Source organism: Streptomyces nanhaiensis (genome assembly GCF_046614825.1).
Lineage (GTDB): Bacteria > Actinomycetota > Actinomycetes > Streptomycetales > Streptomycetaceae > Streptomyces > Streptomyces radiopugnans.
Window position 1 is genome coordinate 1 of record NZ_JBKJFM010000307.1, and the last position, 2,531, is coordinate 2,531.

1 protein-coding gene is annotated in these 2,531 nt (G+C 75.1%); it reads right to left on the reverse strand.

Going from position 1 to position 2,531, the window contains the following annotated elements:
- Positions 1–6 precede the first annotated feature (6 nt).
- Positions 7–2,319, reverse strand: a complete 2,313-nt coding sequence (gene secD / locus ACLIYP_RS30135; RefSeq protein ID WP_412716250.1) for a protein translocase subunit SecD — start codon at positions 2,317–2,319, stop codon at positions 7–9.
- Between the last annotated feature and the right edge of the window lie 212 nt (positions 2,320–2,531).

The window sequence follows — 2,531 nt, forward strand, 5'->3', positions numbered from 1 at the left end:
GGCCCGTCAGACCTGCGCGCCGCTGTCGCCCCGCTCGCGCCCGTCCCGCGTCCCGAAGCGCCCCGGGGCCGCCGACGACCGGGACCGCGCCGGCCTCGGCGGCGGCGCGCTGCTGCGCGCCTCCAGTTCGATGGCCAGGGGCGTCGCGGTGAACACCGAGGACCAGGTGCCCACGACGATGCCGATCAGCAGCGCGACGGCGAAGTCGGTCAGGGTGTCGCCGCCGAGCACGGCGAGCGCGGCCAGGATGAACAGCGCGCCCATGCCGGTGTTCACGGTGCGGGGCACGGTCTGCAGGACCGCGGCGTTGGCGACCTCGGCGAAGGGCTCCTTGCGCCGGGCCGTCCACAGCTCGCGCACCCGGTCGAAGACCACCACCGAGTCGTTGACCGAGTAGCCGATCACGGTGAGCAGGGCGGCCAGGAACACCCCGTCGACCGGCTTGCCCAGCCAGGCGAAGATCCCGACGAGGATCAGCACGTCGTGGACCATCGCCAGCACCGCGCCCACCGAGAAGGTCCAGCGGAAGCGGATCGCCAGATAGAGCATCTGGGCGGCCAGCGCGATGCCGAGGGCGATCAGGGCGCCCCTGCGCAGCTCGTCCCCGAGGCTGGGGCCGATCAGCTCGTCGCGGATCTTCTCCGTCTCCCCTCCCAGCTCCTCGATCGTCTCGGCCACCTCGGCCGCCTCGGCGTTGGACAGCTCGTCGGTGCGCACCGTGAGGTCGCCGTCCCCCGAGGTCTGGACGACGGCGCGGGGGAAGCCCGCGTCCGCCAGCGCCGAGCGCGCCTGCTCCGGGTCGACGGGGGAGGCGGTGGAGTACTCGATCAGCCGCCCGCCGGTGAACTCCACCCCGAAGTCCAGCCCGCGCGCCGCGATGCCCGAGCCCGCCAGGACGACGGCGGCCAGCGAGATCGCCAGCCAGCGCCGCCGCCGGCTCATCAGGTCCGGCTCGCGGCGGTTGATCCACTCCCGCACCCGGCCCACGCCCGCGATGCCGGTGAGCCCCGGCCGTCTGCGCAGCGCTTCGCGGGAGACGGCGAACTCGGTGAGCACCCGGGTGATCAGCAGGGCGCTGACCATGGAGGCGAGCACACCGATGGACAGGGTCACGCCGAAGCCGCGCACCGGTCCGGAGGCGAAGAAGAACAGCAGTCCGGCGGCCAGCAGCGTGGTGACGTTGGAGTCGGCGATGGCGCTGAGGGCGTTGCGGAAGCCCTCCGTCAGGGCCCTGAGCAGGTTCTTGCCGCGGCGGGCCGCGTACTCCTCGCGGGCGCGTTCGAAGACGAGCACGTTGGCGTCCACGGCCATGCCGATCGCCAGCACGAAGCCGGCCAGTCCCGGCAGCGTGAGGGTGGCGCCGAGCGCGACCAGCGCGGCGTAGGAGATGAGCCCGTAGCAGGCCAGGGCCACGGCGGCGAGGGCGCCCAGCAGGCGGTAGACGGCGATGATGAACAGCGCGGTCAGCGCGGTGCCGATGACCGCGGCCCGGGCGCTGGCCTCGATGGCCTCCTGGCCCAGGGTCGGGCCGACGGTGCGCTGCTCGATGATCTCCACCGGCACCGGCAGGGCGCCGCCGTCGATGAGCAGGGCCAGCTCCTTGGCCTCCTCCTGGGAGAAGTTGCCGGTGATCTGGGTGGAGCCGCCGGTGATGCCCCGCTCGCAGGCGACCGAGGGATCGACCTGCGGCGCGGAGATGATCTCGTCGTCCAGGACGATCGCCACCCGCCGCCTCGGGTCGCCGGGCGGTGCGCAGGCGGCCTGGCCGGTCAGCTCGGCCCAGGCCGCCTCGCCGCCGCCGCGCAGGTCGACGGTGACGTACCAGCCGCCGCCGGTCTGCTGGTCGATGGCGGCCTCGGCGTCCTCCACCCCCTCGCCGGTCAGCTCGGCGGCCCCCAGGCGCAGCCGCTGGCCGGAGGTGTCGGGCAGGACGCGCTCGCCCTCCCCGGCCTCCTCCCCCTCGGCGGCGGCGCCGAGGACGGGGTGGAAGGTGAGCTGCGCGGTGCGGCCGAGGACGTCGGCGGCCTCGCGCGGGTCCTGCAGGCCGGGCAGTTCGACGATGATCCGGTTGTCGCCGGACCGGGTGATGTTCGGTTCGGCGACGCCGAGCGCGTCGACGCGGCGGCGCAGCACCTCCAGGGTGCGGTCGGTGGCCTCGCGGTCGGCCTCGGTGGTGGGCGAGTCGCGGGTCTCCAGCACGATCTGGGTGCCGCCGCGCAGGTCGAGGCCGAGCCGCGGGGAGGAGGTCACCGCGGCGTAGACGGACAGGGCGATCACGGCGAGGGCGAGGAGCGCCCGCACCAGGGTGGCGCGTTTCAAGGGATGCCTCCAGCAGGGCGCCGCGGCCGGGTGCCGACCGCGGCGGTGGGACGACGGGAAACGTCAACTGCCCGGCGGAGGCGGCGGCGCCCGGCCCTGATGGCGTGCGGTGTACGGGGGACGGCCGGCGGTGTGCGGCGGGGGTGCGGGCGTGCGTATGCCCGCGGTGGGCCGGGCGGGGCGGGCCCGGACCGGCAGGGCGGCCCCCGCGG